General features: G+C 69.8%; 16 protein-coding genes. 10 read left to right on the top strand and 6 right to left on the bottom strand.

Going from position 1 to position 17,664, the window contains the following annotated elements:
* Nucleotides 1-1,861, bottom strand: a 1,861-nt coding sequence (locus VME70_16500; GenBank protein HTW21798.1) for a hypothetical protein, incomplete at its 3' end; no start/stop codon positions are given.
* Between the two features lie 239 nt (nt 1,862-2,100).
* Between VME70_16500 and VME70_16495 the strand changes: the two genes are divergently transcribed.
* Complete coding sequence (locus VME70_16495) at nt 2,101-2,289, top strand: hypothetical protein (GenBank protein HTW21797.1); 189 nt, start codon at nt 2,101-2,103, stop codon at nt 2,287-2,289.
* Nucleotides 2,290-2,317: 28 nt separating this feature from the next.
* Here the strand turns inward: VME70_16495 and VME70_16490 are convergent, their stop codons facing one another.
* Nucleotides 2,318-4,060, bottom strand: coding sequence for a glycosyltransferase (locus tag VME70_16490; GenBank protein HTW21796.1), 1,743 nt, complete (start codon nt 4,058-4,060; stop codon nt 2,318-2,320).
* Nucleotides 4,061-4,140: 80 nt separating this feature from the next.
* On the opposite strand from VME70_16490, the gene VME70_16485 reads away from it, so the two are divergent.
* Complete coding sequence (locus VME70_16485; protein ID HTW21795.1) at nt 4,141-5,214, top strand: hypothetical protein; 1,074 nt, start codon at nt 4,141-4,143, stop codon at nt 5,212-5,214.
* Here VME70_16485 and VME70_16480 read toward each other — a convergent pair.
* Nucleotides 5,211-6,158, bottom strand: coding sequence for a hypothetical protein (locus VME70_16480; GenBank protein HTW21794.1), 948 nt, complete (start codon nt 6,156-6,158; stop codon nt 5,211-5,213). The genes VME70_16485 and VME70_16480 overlap by 4 nt on opposite strands.
* A gap of 326 nt (nt 6,159-6,484) precedes the next feature.
* Here VME70_16480 and VME70_16475 point away from each other — a divergent pair, with 326 nt between their 5' ends.
* The gene (locus VME70_16475) at nt 6,485-7,108 is read left to right on the top strand and encodes an ATP-binding cassette domain-containing protein (GenBank protein HTW21793.1); all 624 of its coding nucleotides are present in this window, start codon (nt 6,485-6,487) and stop codon (nt 7,106-7,108) included.
* Nucleotides 7,108-7,860, top strand: a complete 753-nt coding sequence (locus tag VME70_16470) for a hypothetical protein (GenBank protein HTW21792.1) — start codon at nt 7,108-7,110, stop codon at nt 7,858-7,860. The genes VME70_16475 and VME70_16470 overlap by 1 nt, the downstream gene beginning before the upstream one ends.
* 6 nt (nt 7,861-7,866) lie before the next feature.
* Here VME70_16470 and VME70_16465 read toward each other — a convergent pair whose 3' ends face one another.
* Nucleotides 7,867-8,172 (bottom strand): hypothetical protein, encoded by a 306-nt coding sequence (locus VME70_16465; protein HTW21791.1) that lies wholly within the window; start codon nt 8,170-8,172, stop codon nt 7,867-7,869.
* 71 nt (nt 8,173-8,243) lie between these two features.
* On the opposite strand from VME70_16465, the gene VME70_16460 reads away from it, so the two are divergent.
* Nucleotides 8,244-9,329, top strand: coding sequence for a hypothetical protein (locus VME70_16460; protein ID HTW21790.1), 1,086 nt, complete (start codon nt 8,244-8,246; stop codon nt 9,327-9,329).
* Between the two features lie 25 nt (nt 9,330-9,354).
* Here VME70_16460 and VME70_16455 read toward each other — a convergent pair whose 3' ends face one another.
* Nucleotides 9,355-9,759, bottom strand: coding sequence for a hypothetical protein (locus VME70_16455; GenBank protein ID HTW21789.1), 405 nt, complete (start codon nt 9,757-9,759; stop codon nt 9,355-9,357).
* Between the two features lie 123 nt (nt 9,760-9,882).
* Here VME70_16455 and VME70_16450 point away from each other — a divergent pair, with 123 nt between their 5' ends.
* The 5 genes from VME70_16450 to VME70_16430 are packed head-to-tail and all read left to right on the top strand — an operon-like array spanning nt 9,883 to nt 15,360.
* Nucleotides 9,883-10,848: a MoxR family ATPase gene (locus VME70_16450; GenBank protein ID HTW21788.1), complete on the top strand. Its 966-nt coding sequence runs from the start codon at nt 9,883-9,885 to the stop codon at nt 10,846-10,848.
* Entirely contained in the window at nt 10,841-11,914 is a 1,074-nt protein-coding gene (locus VME70_16445; GenBank protein HTW21787.1) for a DUF58 domain-containing protein, read from the top strand. The genes VME70_16450 and VME70_16445 overlap by 8 nt, the downstream gene beginning before the upstream one ends.
* Nucleotides 11,914-13,893 (top strand): transglutaminase-like domain-containing protein, encoded by a 1,980-nt coding sequence (locus VME70_16440; protein ID HTW21786.1) that lies wholly within the window; start codon nt 11,914-11,916, stop codon nt 13,891-13,893. Before VME70_16445 ends, VME70_16440 begins: the two co-directional genes overlap by 1 nt.
* A 37-nt stretch (nt 13,894-13,930) precedes the next feature.
* Nucleotides 13,931-14,122, top strand: a complete 192-nt coding sequence (locus tag VME70_16435; GenBank protein ID HTW21785.1) for a ferredoxin — start codon at nt 13,931-13,933, stop codon at nt 14,120-14,122.
* A 2-nt stretch (nt 14,123-14,124) separates the two neighbouring features.
* A complete protein-coding gene (locus VME70_16430; protein ID HTW21784.1) occupies nt 14,125-15,360 on the top strand; it encodes an FAD-dependent oxidoreductase in 1,236 nt (411 codons plus the stop codon).
* Nucleotides 15,361-15,403: 43 nt separating this feature from the next.
* Here the strand turns inward: VME70_16430 and VME70_16425 are convergent, their stop codons facing one another.
* A complete protein-coding gene (locus VME70_16425) occupies nt 15,404-17,482 on the bottom strand; it encodes a prolyl oligopeptidase family serine peptidase (protein ID HTW21783.1) in 2,079 nt (692 codons plus the stop codon).
* Nucleotides 17,483-17,664 lie beyond the last annotated feature (182 nt).

Below are 17,664 nucleotides of genomic sequence, written 5' to 3'. Positions count from 1 at the left end.
ACCGGGACACCTGCCCTTGGTAGGTGCGAAGCCAGAACCCGACGGAGTGCAGGACAAGCCCAGCCTCAGCCCACTCAGAGTGGAAGGTCGCTTGGGTCGAGGACAGGATGGCGCCCGCTGGCGTGAGCGAGTACAGCGTGTGCCGCAGCCGGATCGGTGCCGCCATCGTCTTGACGTTCCGAATGACGTTGAGGGGCTTGGCAAGTTCGTCCGCGGTGGGAACGGCGTGCCAACCGACCCAGTGACCGTGCGCATAGACGTCGAACTCGACTCCACCGGCGTCGTGCGGCAGCGCGGAACTGATCCTGACTTGCTTGCCGGTGGAGAGACTGACCCGATAGATCGCCCCGTGCGGCGTGGCGTACACGAGGTGGTCGCCCGACAGTGCGATCGCGTTGTAGCCGACCGCGGCAGGCACATGGGGCGCCGGCTTCACCTTGCCGGTGCTCGCGTCGTAGATGCTGGTGTTCCAGACGCCTGGAGGCGGCACTTCGCGCTGGAAGAGCACTCGATCACCGGCCGCCTGGATCGCACCCCACCCGATGGCATCCGGCACCGTATGCGTCTTGCCGTGGTACACGACGTGCAGAGTCGCCGTCTGGAGGGCGTCGTCATGGGGGTGGGGATCTGCGGTCGCGTACACCGACAGCACGCTCGTCCGAGCGAGCAGGTTGCCGGTGACGTTCTTTGCCGAGCCACCCAATAGCGTCGGCGCACCGGCGTGAACTGACCCTGAGCGCGCGGCGAGCCGTCGGGTGAAGACGGACTCGAGTTGACCGGCACGAGTTGCTAGCCGCTGGTCGTCGCTGTAGATGACCGAGGTCGGGGTCAACCGGAAGGCGTCCAGGGTTGCCGGAGAACGCTTTGCCCCAACCAGCGTGGTGACATCAACGTTGGAGCTCACCGACAGCAGCGACCTCTGCGTCGGTGATCCGTCCACCACGCCCCCGCCGTAAGCGCTCACCAACGGATACCAGAGGGGTGCGGCGTACGCCTGGGAGGTCGTGGCACCGTTGGCGAGGCTGTAGAGAGTGGCGTGCGCGTTCGGCTCCGGCACGATGAGACACGTCCATAGCAGGGTTGAGCCGGCGACCGCGAGCTTCGAGGGCGATGAGCAGCTACTGGTCGAGTCCACCGTCGGCGGCTCGCCGTCGAGGGGTTCCAGCATGGGGATGTAGGGCTCGAACGCGTTGGTGTCATCGTCGTAGTACGCGCTCGCGCACGCGGCATAGCTGCCGTTGACCTGCTCGCAGACGATGTTCGTCGAGGAGCCGAAGGGGTTGGGCAAGGCCGTGATGGTATGCGGAGACGCGAACGGCACCCAGGCGACGCGACCGACATTGTCGGAGACGACAACACCTTTGGAGTCGACGGCGGCGCTGAGGATGGCTAGGTGCACGGCAGTTGCAAACGGCTTGACCAAGGTCCGCGCCGCGCCGGCGAACGGCTTGATCCGCAGCACCGCAGTGCCGGTCGTATAGAGAATGCCGCCAGGTGCGGCCGACAGGTACGTGTCCCCGCTCGGCAACGTGATCTTCGTGCGGACACCGGTGGCCAGGTTCCAGGCGTAGGCCTCGTTGGTGATCGGTTCGTCGTCGTCGGTGAGAATCCCCGCGGCGAGCGTCGAGCCGGCGAGGGAGTAGCCAAGGACGGTGTCCGGCGGGGCAGCAAACCTGGACACCGTGCCCGTCTCGGAGCGGACGTAGAGCGGGCCGGGGTAGTTCGGCCCTCCTGCTGATTGGCTGAGGTTCACGTCGGAGGCCGACCGCCATTGGCGGCTGTACACGAGCAACTGGTTGGACCCGGCCAGTGGCGTCAACAGGTCGTACTGCGTGCTCGGGGAAGTCGGACTCAGTGCCACGACACGGGAGCTTTCGTTCGCCGACGCGCTCGAGAGCGGTAAAGCCGTCGCTGCCACGACCGCGATGACAGCCGCCGCCCTCGCGCCGAGCGTTCTCGTCATCAACCTCACCAATTCCCCGCCTCGCCGACATCCCTCCAACGCCTCCGCCTCCCGAAAGGTTGACGGACGTCCTCGGCCATATGGGTGGTAACGAGAGATCAGTGGATGGCCCGGCCGCCAGTGGGCATGTAGGGGGTATGAACCCGGTTCCTGACGAAGTCGATGTCGTGATCGGTGCACACGTCACTGCGATCCGTGATCGGTTCGGACTCGACGGGCTGCGCCAGGCGCAACAGCTGATCGCGACCGAGATCGTGATCTTCGAGCAGAGCTATGCGGACCTCGCCGAAGACACCGCCGGGGAAGAGGGCACGCATCCGAGCTGACGCCCGTACGACGCAGGGTGGTACGCCTTCAGCCTCGTCGAGAGCGCTCGGCCCTGGCGGCGTGACGACCGTTGTCGTGGCGGGCCTTCGATGCCAGCCCGACTGCGCGCTCCCGGACCCGGCGTGGGTAGCTCGACGAAGGTGACCGGCGATGGTCGGCGTCACCCAGCAAGTGCAGCTTCCGAATCTCGCCCTTCGTAGTCGACCCTGCGGCCCCGATCGACGGCAGAGCATCGGTCGCCAGCCGGGTGACCTCGAACCCGAGGTTCTGGGTCCCCACCAAGAGGAACGGCGTGACGAGGAGGCCGGCGTCGAAGAGCTCCGGGGCCAGCGGCGGAGAGCCTTCAACCGGCGCATAGTCCAGCCGGCAGTTGCGGTTCAGACCCATCACGTCGGCGCGCAACCGCAGGACCCACTTGCCCGGCGGCAACGGGCGTCCTCCGGCTGCCGTCGTCGGGTCGACCGGCACCTCACCGCGAAACACCAGCCGGTGAGCGCCCGCCCGGTCGCCGTCGACCGGCACGATGTCGGGGCGTAGCACCGTCGGTAGGTACCACTCGACCTTGGACACGCGATCGAACAGCAGGACGTCGATCTCCGCCGCAACGATGTCCTCCCGCGCGTACTGCGGAGCCGCGAGGCCGCGGGGGATCAGGTTGGCATCGACCGTCCAGGTACCCCTTGCCTGCGGGAACAGGCGGATCGGCGAGCCGTCCCCGAACGTCACCTCCGCCTCGAGGTCGGCAACCCAACGACCGGATGACCACGCCAACCGGTGGACCTCAGCACGGGCTGCGGTGTCGGCACTGCTCCGGGCCACTGTTCGGAGCTGGCCCAGGCGATCCTCGAGCAAAGCGCGCGCATGCGCCCGCCGTACGATCGGCAGCCGCTCGTCGAAGTCACGCGGAAAGCGCGTCGTCATGAGCATCCGGACCTGCTCGAAGATCTCGCGGCGAAGCGCGCGGTCCCATCGCCGCCACCCGGTGCCGGTCAGCTTGTCGACCATCTCCTTGCGGTACGGCCGCAACAGCAGAGCGTCACGGAGCTCGCCGGGCTCGGTGTTGGCCTCGATGACGTCGATCACCTCGGCGACGAACGTGTAGTAGTACGTCGCCTCCCAGCGCTGGAGCGCGGCGTTGCCATCGTCCTCACGACGGACCCGCACGTAGCACGGATAGTCCGCCAGCACCGAGATCACGCTCGCACGCAGGTACGCCTCGATGACGAACACGTGGTCCTCGAGCCGGCGTTTCCCCTCCGGGAAGCGCAACGAGTTCTCCACCAGGAAGGAACGGCGGAACAGCTTGTGCGGGGTGAGGGCCGACATCACGTCGTCGGTCACGAGGTTCGCATCGTCGATGTTGCGCCGGAAGACCCGCCGCGGGACCGGGCGGCCGTGACTGACCATCTTCGGGACCAGGACGTCGGCACCGGTACGCCGCGCCATCGCGAGCATGCGTTCCAGTGCCTCCGGCCAGAGCAGGTCGTCGTGGTCGCAGAAGAACACGTACTCACCGCTGGCGAGATCGAGTCCCACGTTGCGCGGCTTGCCGGCCCAGCCGGAGTTCGCCTGGTGGATCACCTGGACGTCCGGGTGCCGGACGGCGAGCGAGTCGAGCAGCTCGGCACTGCCGTCGGTCGACCCGTCATCGACGAAGATGAGCTCGCGCCGGCCGGCCGGGACCGATTGGGCCAGCAGCGAGTCGGCGCAGTCCACGAGGAACCGGCCGGGGTTGTAGACGGGCACGACGACGCTGACCTCGACCGCCACCCCGGCAGGAGAACACCCGATCCTGAAGGGATCCCAAGATTCCGCTCTCGCTCCGGTATGTGTAGTCATACGATCCGCGCATGATCTTGCTGCGCCGCGTCGCCGTCCCGCTCAGTGCGGCGGCCATCTTCATCGCCGGCTCGATGAGCCCGGCCACGGCGACGAGTGTGACCAACCACACCATCGGTGGCCTCACCGACGCGATCGGATGCCTGACCACCAAGCTCTGCGTCGCGGTCGGTACGACCTCGAACGGGCACGCATCGGTCGTCGACGTGACGAACGGCGTCGGCGGACAGGTGACGCGAGTGCCGAAGTCCGACGGGCTCTACTCAATCAGCTGTCCGACGTCCAAGGGATGCGTGGCGGTCGGCAACGAGTCGAGCTTCAAGGGTCCGCTCATGGTGACCTTCAACAAGCACGGGAAGGTGTCGTCGACGACACGCACCAGCGTGCCGGTCACCTGGACTCTCGACCGGATCGCCTGCGTGTCGACAAAGTCCTGCGAGCTGCTCGGGCCCAAGACCACCAACGCGATCGACAACGGGATCGCGATCGCGCACTGGAACGGCAAGAAGCTCAGTAAGCTGCACGTCGTCAAGGTCCCGAAGGCGAGCGGCCTCGACATGGAAGGAATCTCCTGCTTCAAGACCTACTGCGTCGCCGCCGGACAAGCCGACGTACCTGCGCCTACGACCTTCGAAGCGCTGCTGCTTCCGATCCGGTCCGGCTCTCCGGGCAAGCTGGTCCGGTCGACGGTGAGTACGGCGTTGCGCTCGATCGACTGCATCAGCACGTCCACCTGCTATTCCGTCGGCTTTCAGCAGAACCCCGCAGGCGTCGTCGCGACCTTCCATGACAACAAGGTGACGGCGCACGCGACGGTCGCTTCCTCGTTGTTTGGCATTGCATGTGACAAGTCGTCGTGCACGGCGGTCGGGGAACAGTTCCCCAGCGGTGGGGTTCACACTCAGTCGGAGTTCGACGGAGATCTCGTGACGATCTCCGCTGGAAAGGTCTCGGCCCTCACCGAGGATGTGCACAGCGGGGGCTTCGACGCGGTCGCGAGGGTCGGCAGCCACTTCGCCGCGGTCGGGGGCCCGGTGAAGGACGAGCACGGCAACACCGGCCAGTCGGTGGTGACGACCGGCTAATCGGTGGCCGGCTCCGGTCGCGGGTGGATCTCGTGGCCCGCACCGGATAACTGTGGCTGCGGTTGCGCGTGTAGATGCGGGTGCAAGCCGACGTGTGGATGCGGATGCTCGTCGGCGCCGAGCCGGCCGGCCTCCTCGTGCCGGTGCGGGGCGGCGTTGGACAGCGGGTCGCGCTCCCGGCTACCGAGGATCAGGACCAGGCCGGTCATCACCAGCGCAAGCGCCGACCACACGATGACGCGATGGACGCCGAGACCGCCACCACCCTTCGGGTAGTCGAACCAGTCCGCGAACGAGGCCCCCAGCGGCCGGGTCAGGACGTACGCCACCCAGAAGGTGAGGATCGAGTTCGCGCCCAGCCGGTACGCGATCAACGGCAAGGTGATCGCGACGGCGAACAGCAGTCCCGAGCTGAGGAAGCCGAGGTGCAGGCCGGTCGCGGTCCAGTCACCGGTTGCAGTGCCGAGCGCGAACGTGGCAAGGACGGTCGCCCAGTAGAAGTGCTCGCGCCGCCGGGTCGTGATGCTGTGGATCGACAGGGTGCCCTCGTTCGCCCACCAGCGCCACAGCACGAGCACCAGCACGACCGCGTAGAACGCCGTCGTCGACCAGTACGGAAGTCCGAGGAACTGGTGCAGCGAGTCTGCCGCCATCGTGCCGAAGGTCGCGACCATCGCAACCGCGAACCAGTAGGTCCCAGTCGTGTAGTGGCGGGTGCGGAACTGGCGCCGGAGCGCGTAGACGAACAGCGCCGCAGCGAGCAGCGAACCGAGCCCAGCCAAGATGACGTTCGCCGGACCATCCAGGAAGTCCGCCAGCGCCTCGCCCATCGCCGTACTGGTGATCTTGATCATCCAGAACAGCGCAGTGACCTCCGGAACCTTCACCGCGAGGGGTACGGCGTCACCGGACGGGTCGACGACCTTGGTCAGGGCGCGCGTCATCACATTGGAAGCCAACGGTGCTCCATCGGGGTGAGGTGCGGCATGCCCTTGCTATCGGCACGGACCACAACGGGCTGGACGGACGGCTGGTGTCACACACAGCGGACCGGACCTCAGCCCAACGTGCTACAGACCGATCCCATCCTCCCCAGGCCGGATGAGAGAAACCTGAAGAGCCGATGAAGAGCGCTGCCGCTCGGCCGGTGCATGGTGGCTGGGGTGAAAAGCTTCGCCATTCGGTCATCCGACGCCGGTCGGCGGTACGACGGACCAATCCGTGACGTTCGTCCCTGGACCTTTGGCCTCAGGCCGGTAACCGTAGTGGCGTGACCACCGTCGTAGCCGACCGTCTGGTCGTCAGCGGCGTGTGCAAGCGGTACCGGCACGCGACGGTGCTCGACCGCGTGAACCTCTCCGTCGCCGGCGGCGAGGTGGTGGCGTTGACCGGAGAGAACGGCGCCGGCAAGTCGACCCTGATGCGGATCTGCGCCGGGCTGCTGCGCGCGGACGCCGGCCGGATCGAGGTCGCGGACGCGGTGGGTTATTGCCCGCAGACGCCAGGGCTGTTCGGGTTGCTCACCGCCGACGAGCACCTGGTCATGTTCGGGCGGGGCGTCGGCCTGAGCCGCTCGGCGGCGCTCCGGCGCGGGCACGCCCTGCTTGACGAGTTCGGGTTCCCGGTGGGCAGTGACGTCGTCACCTCGGAGATGTCCGGGGGCACCCGGCAGAAGCTCAACCTGGCCATCGCGCTGCTCGCCGACCCCGGACTGCTCCTGCTCGACGAGCCGTACCAAGGCTTCGACCGGGGGACCTACGTCAACTTCTGGGACCACTGCCGGACGTGGAGCGCGGCGGGCAAGGCCGTGGTCGTCGTCACCCACATGCTGGCCGAGCTCGGCCGCGCCGACCGGATCGTCGAGCTGCCCTCGCACCCGGCGTTGGAGCATTGATGATCGAGTCGCTGCACCGCATGATGATCATGGCCGAGATGCACGGCCGTGACCTGATCCGCCGCCACGTCGCAATCGGGCTCCTCGTCGCGCTGCCGGCCAGCTTCTACCTCAGCTCGATCGGCGAGGGCCGGGACGCGGTCGGCTTCGGCGGGGTCGCGATGGCGTTCGCGGTCGGGGGCGCGACGGTGTTCTCCGCGTTGTCGTCGAGCGAGGTCGACCAGCGCCTGGTCATGGGCGGCTACCGCCCGATGGAGCTACTGATCGGCCGGCTGTTGTTTCTCTGCCCGTTCGGCATCGTGATCTCGGGGTTGTTCACCGCGCTGATGGCGCCGATCTCGCACCCGCACAACCCGGGCGTGCTGCTGCTCGGCGTCAGCGCGGTCGCAGCCGTCGCAGTCGCGTTCGGGATCGCAGTCGCCGCGATCGTGCCACGCGAGCTGGAGGCCACCCTGGTGCTGATCGGCGTGGTCGGCGTGCAGCTCGCCGTGAGCCATACCTCGACGATCGCCAAAGTGCTGCCGTTCTACGGACCGCGGCTGCTGATCGAGGACGGTGTGACCGGGCGTGGCGCGATCGCGTTGCCGCTGCTCGAGGGCGCCGCATACGGAGTGGCGCTGCTCGTCCTCAGCCGGCTCGCGATCGGACCGCGGCTGTCGATCCGCACGCATCGGCGCCGGCCACCGGCCGAGGTGGTCAGCGTCCCGACGCAGCCGTTCCCGTCGGAGCCCAGCCGCTCGCTGAGCAACTGAGCCGGATCACTCCGCAGCGCGCTGCAGGTCCCACGCGGCCTCGATCGCATCCTCGATAGCCGCGTCCTCGCCGCTGAGGTCGGCCACGACCATCATGTGCTTCTCGAACTGCTTCGGGACGCTGAACGTCGAGGGCGAGCGGCGCAACAGCTGCTCGCGGTAGTCGAACGCCGCACGCACCACGACCTGCGCTTCGTCGAGCTGGCGCGCGACCAGGCGGCCGTGGAAGCGCCACTCGGCGAGGCCCTGCTTCGTCGTACGCCGCACACCGGGCAGCGCAGCGGTGAGCCGATCGATGTCCGCGAGCTGCACCCGGCCATTGTCCGCCGTTCACCCGGTCCGCCTACGGCGGATCCCGGGCTCACGACCTAGCATGAAATCCCATGCGCCACAGGGGAATCAGCCCGCTGATCGCGGCGGTCACGCTCGCCGGCGCGCTCTGCGCCGGGATCCTCCCGGCCGTCGCCGGTCCGGTCGGACCGAACGCCCCTCACGGTTCGCGATCCGTGCCCGCGGGGACGGTGCCGGTGCCGGTCGGTGGCGGCGCGGTCAACACCAGCCATCCGAACCACGTCATCGGGCACGGAACGCCGGGCAGCTGCACGTCGGCGAAGGTGGTGGCGGCGGTCAGGGCGGGCGGCATCATCACCTTCAACTGCGGGCCGAAGCCGGTGACGATCACCATGAGACACACCGCCAAGGTGCTGAACACCCGGCACCGGATCGTCCTCGACGGCGGTGGCAAGGTCACGCTGAGCGGCAACGACAAGCGCCGCATCCTCTACATGAACACCTGCGACAAGCGGCAGGTGTGGACGACCTCCGACTGCTACGACCAGAAGTGGCCACAGCTGGTCGTGCAGAACATCACCTTCGAAGACGGCAACTCGCAGGTGAAGCAGACGCCGACCTCGAACTACGGCGGCGGCGCGATCTTCGAAGAAGGGGGCCGGCTGAAGGTCGTCAACTCGAGGTTCCTCCACAACCGGTGTTACAAGGTGGGCCCGGACCTCGGCGGAGCGGCGATCCGCGCGTTGGCGCAGTGGCACAACCTCCCGATCTTCATCACGAGGGACACCTTCCGTGGCGGTCGCTGCTCGAACGGCAGCGCGCTGTCGAGCATCGGGGTTTCGTGGACCGTGACGGACAGCCGCTTCGTCGACAACGACGCGATCGGGCACGGCGCCAATCCCGCGTCGAAGGGGACGCCCGGCGGCGGCAGCGGCGGGGCGATCTACATGGACGGCGACACGATGACGTTGCTGCTACAGGGCACGACGATGCAGGACAACGACGCCAAGGAAGGCGGCGGGGCGATCTTCTTCGTCAGCGACGACAACACCGGGTCGGCAACGATCTCCCACTCGACCCTGCACCACAACCTGAGCAACGGCTTCCAGACCCAGCCCGGCATCTACTACCAGAGCTACGGACACAAGCTGAAGGTCATCAAGTCGACCATCAACTGAACGGCAGTCGGAGGACCGCTCGCGATCAGTAGCCCGGCCCGTGGAACGGGTCCGGCCGGGGCGGCTCCTTCAAGTCGGCCCGGTGGCAGCTCTCGAGGGTGAGCCCGGCGTAGCCGAGGGCGTCGTTGGTCAGTGACTCGACCGTCCACCCGAGCTCCTGCCCGTGGACGGTGACCGTCACGCGGTACAAGGTGATGTCGTAGCGGGTCGGAACGCCGTACGTCGAGCCGATCGTTCCGATCAGCTTTGAGCTCCCGGTCATCCCACCGGGGCCGTCCCACGGCCTGTCGTAGCGCTGCCAGAGGCCTGGGTTGATGTTCCAGGTGCCCCCGTCGGCCACGTCGAGCGCGGTGAGCGCGGCGACCACCCTGCGGGCCTCGGTCTCGCGCAGCACAGCAGCCGGTCGGATGACCTGAGTACGGTCTGGCACGCGCGAACCCTCCTCGCCTTTCGTCCGATTCTGCCAGTCCGGCCGCCCAGTGCGTGGGCGCGGCTGAAGTCGGGCCCAGTTTGCGTCGAAGTAATCGGGGATGTCGAAACGGGAGACCGCCCGGTGACCGCCTCACCGGTCGCCCGGGACTCGAGCGCGCACGAGGACGCCCGGGCGCTCGTTGCTGCCGTCGAAGAGGTCGTCGTCGGCCGCCGCGCTGCGGTCGAGCTCACGGTCGCGGCAGTCATTGCCGGCGGCCACGTGCTGGTCGAGGACGTTCCGGGATCGGGCAAGACCACGCTCGCGCGCGCGCTTGCCCACGCTCTGGGCGGCAGCTTCCGGCGGATCCAGGGGACGGCCGACCTGATGCCCGCCGACATCACCGGATCGGCGGTCTGGGACCCGGCTCACGGCGGGTTCACGTTCGTGCCCGGACCGATCTTCGCCAACGTCGTCCTGGTCGACGAGCTCAACCGCACCTCGCCGCGTACCCAGTCGGCGTTCCTCGAGGCGATGGACGAGGGCGCCGTGACGGTCGACGGCGTCCGCCATCAGCTGCCCGACCCGTTCGTGCTCCTGGCGACCCAGAACCCGTACGAACAGTGGGGCACCTACCCGCTCCCCGAGGGCCAGCTCGACCGGTTCACCGCGCTGATCCACCCCGGCATCAACACCGCGGACAGCGAACGCAGGATCGTCCGCGAGCAGCTCGCCGGGCCGACCGTCGACGCACTCGAACCCGTGCTGACCACGGAGCAGGTGGCCGGGCTCCGCCATGCCGCCCGTCACATCCACGTCGCGGACTCCGTTCTCGGCTACGCGGTGACGCTCACCTCCCTCACGCGGTCACATCCCGCGGTCGCGATCGGGGCGAGCACCCGGGCGACCATCGCTCTCGTGCGCTGTGCCCAGGCGCTCACGTTGCTGGCCGGCCGCCCACACGTCCTGCCGGACGACCTCAAGGCGCTCGCCGTACCGGTCCTTGCGCACCGGCTGACCCTCGCCGCCGGCGAGCGCGACCAGGGTTCAGCCGCGCGGATCGTCGCCGAGGTGGTTCGTACCGCGCCTGCCCCGCTGTCCGGTGCCTAAGCTGCGCTGGCCGGTCCCGCGACCGACCCGCACCGCAGCCGTGCTGTTTGCGGCCTCGTGCCTGCTCGAGCTGCTCGGCCGGCTGGTGCACTCGACCGCGATCACGGTTGCGGCCGCTGCGGCGCTCGGTGCGGTCATCGGCGACGCGGCGCTCACCCCGCACGTCGAGCGGCTGCGGGTCGTGCGGCACGCTCCGCGCCGGATGACGGCGAACGCCCCGGCCACCGTGCGCTTCGTGCTGACCGTCGGCGGGCGCCGCCGCGCGCCGCTGCCCGCGATGCTCCTCATCGACGATCATCCGGCGTTCGGCGAATTCAAGGTGCTGACGCCGGTGGTGCGCGGGCGCGGCAACACGGTCATCGATGTCCGCGCGACGCCGGCGCACCGCGGGTACTGGTCCGCCGACCACACCGGCGTGATCGAAGGCCGGTCCCCGCTCGGCGGGTTCATCCGGCGCTGTTCGTACGCCGTGCCGGGACCCACGTGGGTGCACCCGGCGCCGGCCTCACCGGTGCCACTGCCCGACCTGGGGCCGGCCGGTCGCGACGGACCGGCGCCGAGCGGCCGGAGCGGGTCGGGCCCAGAGTTCTTCGGCACCCGGGAGTGGCGGTCCGGCGACTCGGCGAGCGGTGTGCACTGGCGGGCGTCGGCGCGGCGCAACCAGCTCGTGGTGAAGGACCGCGAGCGACCGGCTGACGCCGCCGTGCTGGTGATCGCCGGGCCCGCGGGCGCGGGTCCGGCATGGGAGCGCGCGGTCGCCCGCGCAGCAGCGACCGCTACGGCCGCCCGGCGCGCCGGCTTTCCGGTCATCCTCGGCTCCGCTCGCGGTGTCATCACGCCGTCCACGACCCATGAGCTGCTGGACTGGTTCGCGGAGATCGACGCGCACGCGGGGATCGATGAACTAGGGCTGCACGATGCCCTGCGCCGGTGCGACCGCGGCTCGGTCGTGTGGCTATCGGCGGCCGCTACACCGGACGAGCTCACCGCGGCAGCCCACCGGGCGGGCGGCATCGTCGTACCGCTCGGACGGAACGCGACCGGCGACGCGGGGGGCGGCTCGTGATGCCGTCGGCGCTGCTGCAGACCCGGCGCTGGGTGGCCGCCGCGGCCGGGATCGCCCAGGTCGCCGCGGCGCAGGCGGGCATGTTGCCGTGGTGGGCGATGCCGGTAACGGTCATCGCGACGCTGGCGATGGCCCGGCAGGCCGGACCTGTCGACGAGGATCGCGCACGCCTCGTTCGCGGGATCGCTGTGACAGTGATCGGCGCGTTCGCGCTGTTCATCACGGGACACGACGTCGTCGATGCGACGACGCGGGCGAACCCGGTGTCCACCATGCGCTCGCTCACCGAAGCACTCGTGGTCCTCTCACTTGCGATGGCGCCGTCGTGGCGGACCGCGCGTGACTACCGGGTCTGGCTGTGCGTCACCACCGGGATCCTGATCGCCGCTGCGGTCGGCTCACAGGCCGTGACAACCGACGTTCTGCTGGTCGTGGCCTGGGTGCTGGTGCTGTTCGCGATGAGCGCGATCCAGCGGGTGGCACTCGCCGAGTCCGCGACCGTGCGCGTGCCCCGGCGTCCACCGGCGCGCCGGCTGGCCGCCGCCGGTACCGCCCCGGTGCTGGCCTCCCTGACGGCCGGCGCGCTCGTGTTCCTCGCCCTGCCGAACGGCGTCGGCGGCGGGCTCGCCAGCCACCTGGTGCACGGGCAGGGTCAACCGGCTGCGCAGCCGGCCACCCGCGGCGTGGTGGGCGTCGACACCTTCGGGGACGGCACGCTCGACCTCCTGGTCCGCGGCGCGCTCCCGAACACGCCGCTGGTGCGCGTCCCGGCCGACTCGCCGGCGCTATGGCGCGGCAGCATCTACACGACGTACACCGGCGACTCCTGGCAGGCCGATCCCGACGAACGCTTCGAGTTCGTCACCGGCAACGGCGGCACGCTCCCGACGACTCCGATCGACCCGATCCCGAAAGTGGCGGCAACACAGACCTACCGGGTCGAGTTCGCCAATGGGCTGCACAGCTCCCTGTTGTGGGCGCCGGGGGTTCCGCTGCGGGTCCGCGGAACCACGGGCCGCTTCAGCGGCGTGATCCGGGGCACGACCAACGTGCGGTTGATCGGGTCCCAAAACGTAACCGGGTACGCCGTCACGGCCGCGGTCGCGACCACCTCACCGGCCGAGCTGCGTGCGCCGAACGCGGGCGGATCAGTCAGTCCGATGTGGACGCAGCTCCCCGCCGAGCTGCCCGAACGGGTAGCGCAGCTTGCGCACGCGATCACCGCACACGCTCCGGATCGCTACGACCAGGTCGCCGACATCGAGACCTACCTGCGCAGCCACGAGACGTACTCGCTCGACTCACCGGTCCCCGGCGCCGGCCAGGACGCGGTGGCCGACTTCCTGTTCCGTGACCACACCGGGTTCTGCGAGCAGTTCGCGTCGGCCGCCGCGGTCATGCTGCGGACCCTCGGCGTCCCCGCGAGGGTGGTCACCGGCCTCGCGTACGGGACCCGACAAGGCCAGACCCGGCTGCTGACGGCTGCCGACGCCCACGCCTGGGTCGAGGTGTACTACCCCGGCATCGGCTGGTCCCCGACCGACCCGACCGCCGGCGTGGCGCTCGCGCCGACCGCGACGCCGCACGGCTGGTCCCTGACCGCGGCCCTGCACCGGCTGTCCGACCGCCTGCCGGGCGGCCGGTTCGCACTGATCGGGCTGTCCGTGCTCGTCGTACTCCTCCTCGCGGCGACCGCCGCTGCGGTTCGTGGCTGGGCCGCGCGCCGGTCACCCCGCTCGCTGCAGGCGCCGAGACCGGGCCCGGTCCTGGTGGCTTTCCATCGGTACGCCGCCCGGCGGCGCGGCCGGTCGCGGCTGCCCCAGGAGACCGCGCGGGAGTTCGTGGAGCGGGTCGCCGAGCCCGGCCGGCTGGACGCGGCGGTCGCCGTCCTCGAACAGGAGTGCTACGGGAGTTGGCAACCAACCGGCGACGAAGTTGCCGCATCGGTAGCGGCATTCGACGGTGAACGCCTACGGTGACCAACGATGCTGAACGGTCACACAGCCGAGGAGCGAGATGAAGATCCACGTTGACACCGACCGGTGCACCGGGCACGGCGTCTGCGAATCCCTGCTGCCCGAGGTGTTCGAGGTCGGCGACGACGGCGTCGTGCACCTGTTGACCGAGGATCCGGGGCCCGAGCTGCGCGACGACCTGGAGGCCGCCGTCGCCGAATGTCCCACCCAGGCGCTCAGCCTCGAGGGCTAGCCGTGGTCGGGGTCGAGCCGCACCTCGTCGTCGTCGGGGGATCACTCGCCGGCTTACGCGCCGTGGAGTCCGCGCGCCGGGCCGGTTTCACCGGTGCCATCACGTTGGTCGGCGCAGAGGCGCACCTGCCGTACGACCGGCCACCCCTGTCCAAGGAGTTCCTGACCGAGGCCGGTGAGCCGGCGCCGACCATGCTCAGGGATCCCGCCGTTCTGCGCGACGAGCTGCGGATCGACCTGCGCCTCGGCACGGTGGCGACCGCTCTCGACCCGGCGGAGCGCGTCGTCTGGCTGGGCGAGGACTCACTGACCTACACCAGCCTCGTGATCGCGACCGGCGCCCGTCCGCGCAACTTCCCGGGTGCCGACCAGCTCTCCGGAGTGCACACGCTGCGAACCCTGGAGGACGCGCGGCGGATTCGCGCTGCGCTCGATGCCGGCGCGCGCACGGTCGTGGTCGGCGCGGGCTTCATCGGTTCGGAGATCGCCTCGTCGGCGCGGCAGCGCGGCTCCACGGTGACGATCGTCGAGGCGATGCCGACGCCGTTGGCGCGCCCGGTCGGCGAGGAGATGGGCGTGGTGCTCGCGGCCATGCACGAGCGCAACGGCACGGCATTGCGCTGCGGCATCGGTGTCGAGGAGATCGAAGGCGTCGGCAAGGTCGAAGCCGTGCGGCTCGCCGACGGCACCCGGATCGAGGCCGACCTCGTCGTCGTCGGCGTCGGCGTGACCCCCAACGTCGAGTGGCTGGAGACTTCGGGATTGGAGCTCGGCAACGGAATCGAGTGCGACAAGACGCTCCAGACCAGCGCGCCCGGTGTCTACGCCGCCGGTGACGTCGCGAGCTGGCCGAACCCGGCCTTCGACACCCGGATGCGGCTCGAACACTGGACGATCGCGGCCGAGCAGGGTGGGATCGCCGGCCGGCACGCGGCCGATCCCGCCGGGGCTGCGGCGTACTCCACCGTTCCCTACTTCTGGTCGGACTGGTACGGCAAGCGGATCCAGTCGGTAGGGATCGGGTCGGCGGCCGACGAGACGATGCTCGTCGACGGCAACCTCGACAACGGCTCGTTCCTCGTGTTGTACCGGCGCGGAGATCGCATCGTCGCCGCCCTCGGTGTCGAGCAGCGAAGCCAGATCATGAAGTACCGGCTGATGATCGGCAAGGGCGCATCGTGGGCGGAGGCCCTCGAGTTCGCACGGCAGCGCTCAGCCGCCCGGTCGACCAAACGCTGACTCCAGGCCGGTCACCGTCTGCGGCACCTGACGCCGAGCCGGCTCAGCGTGGCGCGGCCTCAACCAGGTGGCGCCGGAGAAACTCGACCTGAAGCAGCAGCAGGTTCTCCGCCACGGCCTCCTGTGGCGTCATATGCGTCACCCCGGTGAGCGGCAACACGGTGTGCGGGCGTCCGGCCTCGGTCAGCCGCTGCGAGAACCGCAGCGTGTGCGCGGACACGACGTTGTCGTCGGCGAGGCCGTGGATGATCAGAAGCGGACGGTGCAGCGAAGGTGCGTCATCGAGCAGCGAGGACTGCGCGTAGGCAGCTTGGTTGTCCTCTGGCGTGCCCAGATAGCGCTCGGTGTAGAAGGTGTCGTAGAGCGCCCACTCGGTGACCGGCGCGCCGGCGATGCCGACCGCGAAGACGTCCGGCCGGCGCAGAACGGCGAGGGCCGCGAGGTAACCGCCGAAGGACCACCCACGGATGCCGACCCGGTCGAGGTCGAGGTCGGGCTCGAGCTCCGCCGCCGCACGCAGCGCGTCGATCTGGTCCTCGAGCACCGGTCCGGCGAAGTCGAGGTGCACGGCACGTTCCCACTCCGGGCCGCCGCCCGGCGTGCCGCGACCGTCGACGACGAGTACGGCGAAGCCCTGGTCGGCCAGCCACTGCGGTTCGAGCCACGCGCTGCGGGCGCTGAGCACGCGCTGCGCATGCGGGCCGCCGTACGGGTCCATGAGGACCGGCAGCGGGGTTCCCGGCTGGTGGCCGGACGGCAGCAGCAGGCCGGCCGGGAGCCGCCGCGGCCCCAACCGGAGCAGCCGCACGGCTGGCCGCACCGATGCGACGTCGGCGAACGATCGCAGCTCCTGCGACCCGCCGGGGTGATGCACCACCGTCGACGCGCCGTCGGCGGTCATCGACGCGGACGCGATGACGACCGTCCCACCGCCGACGGCGGCGCGGTGCACGCCGTCCTCCGGCGTGAGGCATACGAGCCCGCCGTCGCTCCAGCGGTAGACCAGGATCGCGCCCGGGTTGTCCTGCGAAGCGGTGAAGACCACGCCCTCGCGATCGACGCCGGCCACACCGCGGACGTCGAGCTCGGGCGGCGTGACCGGCTTGTCGTCGACGATGAGCCGGAAGCCGGCCTCGGCAACCGCGATCCGGACCAACCGCCCGTCCCACCAGCAGGGAACACCCGGGAACAGGTCGACCCATGCCGCATCGGTGTCCTCTGCCACACACGACGTCGCACCGGTCGCTGGATCGACGGTCAGGGCGGCAACCATGCGCTGGTCACGACTAACCACGGTCACGAGCGGCAGCCCACCGGCGGTCCACGAGACCTCGCCGAGGTACGGGAACCGACCGTGGTCCCATCCGACCTCGCGACGTGAGCCGTCGACCGACACCAGCCAGAGCGACACCTCGGCGTTCGCGGTTCCGGCGGCCGGGTAGCGCACCGCGGTCGGCTCATGGTCCGGGTGGGCCGGGTCGGCGATCCACCACTGCTGCACCGCGGCCTCGTCCACCCTGGCCACGAGCAGGGCCGAGCCGTCCGGAGCCCACCAGAAGCCGCGGAAGCGGTTCATCTCCTCGGCGGCGACGAACTCCGCACGGCCCCAGGAGACGGTCGGGGCCGGCTCGCCGGCCAGCACCCGGTCGTCCGAGCCGTCCGTGTCGACGATGCGCAGGTCGCGGCCGTCGACGTACGCCACGTGCCGCCCGGTCGGGTCCGGCCGCGGGTCGAAACACGCCGTCGCGTCGCCGAGTGCACGCACGACGCCCGTGTCGACGTCCACCACGTGCAGGCGACCGCCGACCGCGTACGCCGCTAGCCGCCCCGCGTCGTCGCACGCATAGGACACGACGCCGGACGCGCCCTCGCGGACCCGCTCGCGGCGGATTCGCTCCGCGGCCGGCAGGTCGTCATCCGCCGCCGGGTCGACCACTGCCCGCTCGGTGCCGTCCGGCAGGTCCAGCACCCACAGCCCGGTGCGGGCATCGTCGCCCGCGGCCGACCGCAGGAACAGGACACGCGCGCCATCTGCGCACACGGTCACCGTTCGCGGCTGACCGAGCGTGAAGCGCTGGGTTCGCGCGCGATGGCGCGGAAACGAATCGACGGCGTCGCTCACCGCGCCAGGTTACGAGCCGTGCCGGTTGAGTCTGCGATCGGCGGGGAACAAACTCCTACCGTCAGCTGCGTCCGTACCGAGGAGCAACGCGTGCCCGGGTTGCGCCGATCCACGCCCGACCGGCTCGTGGTCAAGCTCACCGAACGGCTGGCAGAGGAGTACTCCGCGCTTCCCCTGTCAAT

Source organism: Mycobacteriales bacterium (assembly GCA_035504215.1).
Lineage (GTDB): Bacteria > Actinomycetota > Actinomycetes > JAFAQI01 > JAFAQI01 > DATAUK01.
The sequence above is the reverse complement of the archived record's forward strand: the minus strand, read 5'-3'. Positions and strand labels throughout refer to the sequence as shown.

Bases quoted from the DNA above. Each gene is read 5' to 3' on its own strand.
- VME70_16495 (HTW21797.1), top strand. From the start codon at position 2,101: ATGAACCCGGTTCCTGACGAAGTCGATGTCGTGATCGGTGCACACGTC.
- VME70_16485 (HTW21795.1), top strand. From the start codon at position 4,141: ATGATCTTGCTGCGCCGCGTCGCCGTCCCGCTCAGTGCGGCGGCCATC.
- VME70_16480 (HTW21794.1), bottom strand. From the start codon at position 6,158: ATGACGCGCGCCCTGACCAAGGTCGTCGACCCGTCCGGTGACGCCGTA.
- VME70_16470 (HTW21792.1), top strand. From the start codon at position 7,108: ATGATCGAGTCGCTGCACCGCATGATGATCATGGCCGAGATGCACGGC.
- VME70_16460 (HTW21790.1), top strand. From the start codon at position 8,244: ATGCGCCACAGGGGAATCAGCCCGCTGATCGCGGCGGTCACGCTCGCC.
- VME70_16440 (HTW21786.1), top strand. From the start codon at position 11,914: ATGCCGTCGGCGCTGCTGCAGACCCGGCGCTGGGTGGCCGCCGCGGCC.
- VME70_16435 (HTW21785.1), top strand. From the start codon at position 13,931: ATGAAGATCCACGTTGACACCGACCGGTGCACCGGGCACGGCGTCTGC.